This window comes from Brevibacterium picturae, assembly GCF_030453725.1.
GTDB lineage: Bacteria > Actinomycetota > Actinomycetes > Actinomycetales > Brevibacteriaceae > Brevibacterium > Brevibacterium sandarakinum_A.
The window spans coordinates 1-1,872 of sequence record NZ_JAKDJU010000317.1 but is presented as its reverse complement, the minus strand read 5'-3'; the positions used below and the strand labels follow the sequence as shown (position 1 = coordinate 1,872).

Here is a 1,872-nt window from a genome sequence, read left to right as displayed (position 1 = left end):
TCCGACGCCGAAATCGACCAGAACTTGCCGACCGTTGAGGTCCTCCACGGTGATCTCGACCGCTCGAGTCTCCGTCGGGTTCAAACTCCACAGGGTTTCACCGCTCCCACCCTGCGCCGAGCACACGAGAGATACACCACCGATCTGGCAGCCATGGGTCCCGGCGTCGTCGCAGCCACGGATGATGCGGGGCTCGTCGAGCGCCTCGGAGTCGATGTCGTCGCCGTCGACGGGGACGAGGAAGCGTTGAAGATCACCTATCCTCTCGATCTCGTGCTTGGTGAGCACATTGCGAGGAAGCGGGATGCGACGACGAGGAACGACACGATGAGGGATGCCGCGATGGGGGGATGCGACGACGAGGAACGACACGATGAGGGATGCCGCGAACGAACAAGGGGAGCGACCATGACCATGGTGATTCCGCGCACCGGGGTAGGAGTGGACGTCCACTCCTACTCCGACGATCCCGAACGTGAACTCTGGGTCGCTGGACTGCACTGGCTCGGCGAACGCGGGCTCGAAGGCCACTCCGATTCCGACGTCGCCGCGCATGCATGCTGCGATGCGCTGTTCTCCGCAGCCGGCATCGGCGATCTGGGCCAGCATTTCGGCGTCGACCGTCCTGAATTCGCCGGAGCTTCCGGGGCCGCTCTCCTCGCCGAGACGGCACGGCAGGTTCGCGCTGCAGGTTTCGAGATCGGAAATGTCTCCGTCCAGGTCATCGGCAACCGTCCGAAGATCGGCACCAGACGGGTCGAAGCCCAACAGGCCCTGTCCCAGGCCGCCGGTGCCGACGTATCGGTGTCCGGGACGACGACCGACGCACTCGGCCTGACAGGACGCGGCGAAGGCATTGCGGCCATCGCGAATGCTCTTGTCTATCCAGATGTTCGCGGCGACGACTCGGCGGCGGCGCCGACAGCGCAGTGAGCTCGGCATGAAGGTCGTGTTCCAAGGTGCCGGGGCGATCGGCGTCGCAGCCGCCGCACTGTTCGGCAAAAGGCACGAAGCCGTCGTGGTCTCACGCTCTGTGAATTCGGCTCCGAGCGCAGCACATTCTCCGGACACAGCCCATTCTCCGGACACGGCCCATTCTCCGGACACAGCCCAGTTTCCGGACACAGCCCAGTTTCCGGACACAGCACATTCCCGGGATGCCGCATACCCGCGGCAGGTGGGGTCCTTCGGGAAAGGGTCTGTTCGGCGGGTGCCCGTGGTCGATTGGGCTGCGGTGAGTTCGGACTCGTGGGACCTCGTGGTGCTCTCGACTCGACCGGGCGACCTCGACGACTCGGTGGCCGCCTCGATCGTCTCTCTTCGCCCGAGCATCATCGCGATCACCAGCCAGGTCGACGGGGACCAGGAGCTCGCGGGATCGATGTTCCCTGATTCCGAAATCCTCGTCTTCTCGCCTGCGCTCCTGTCCGAGCGGACGACGGGCCGCGACGTCCGTTATTGGCAACCGCCCGGGATGCCCGTGTTCATGGCCAGCGGCCGCCGGGAAACCGTGGGAGGACTGCTCCGCGAGCTCGGCAGCCTCATCGTCGGCGTCCCGGCCGCGATGGTCTCCGGACCGCCTGCGGTGTTCATTCCCTATGTCGCTGAGCTGACCATCCGTGAGGGGAGCTGGGCTGAGTTGAGGACTCACCTGCGACGACCTGCTCAGGCCTCCGCCGAGGCTGTCCATGCCGTCACCGGCATCAGGGTGCCGATGTCGGCCCGAATCGCCGGGCTCGTTCTGGACGCATTGGAACGATTCGTGCCCATCGACGTCAGCGAGTACGCGGGCCGACATTTCGGCCGTCACGAGGGCCAGACACGCGACATGCTCGCCGGCTGGATCGCGCGAGAGGCCGAACGCGCACCGGC

General features: G+C 65.8%; 2 protein-coding genes and 1 pseudogene. All 3 read left to right on the top strand.

Going from position 1 to position 1,872, the window contains the following annotated elements; all coding sequences use genetic code 11:
* Positions 1-24 precede the first annotated feature (24 nt).
* Positions 25-285: pseudogene (locus L0G76_RS15970) on the top strand (IspD/TarI family cytidylyltransferase); the annotation flags it as partial.
* A gap of 123 nt (positions 286-408) precedes the next feature.
* Positions 409-933 carry a 2-C-methyl-D-erythritol 2,4-cyclodiphosphate synthase gene (ispF, locus tag L0G76_RS15965; RefSeq protein ID WP_304358111.1) on the top strand — a complete coding sequence of 175 codons (525 nt, stop codon included), beginning with the start codon at positions 409-411 and terminating at the stop codon, positions 931-933.
* 7 nt (positions 934-940) lie between these two features.
* Positions 941-1,872, top strand: a 932-nt coding sequence (locus L0G76_RS15960; RefSeq protein ID WP_304358110.1) for a hypothetical protein, incomplete at its 3' end; no start/stop codon positions are given.

Excerpts from the sequence above, each read along its gene's own strand:
- ispF (WP_304358111.1), top strand. The coding sequence starts at position 409 with ATGACCATGGTGATTCCGCGCACCGGGGTAGGAGTGGACGTCCACTCC.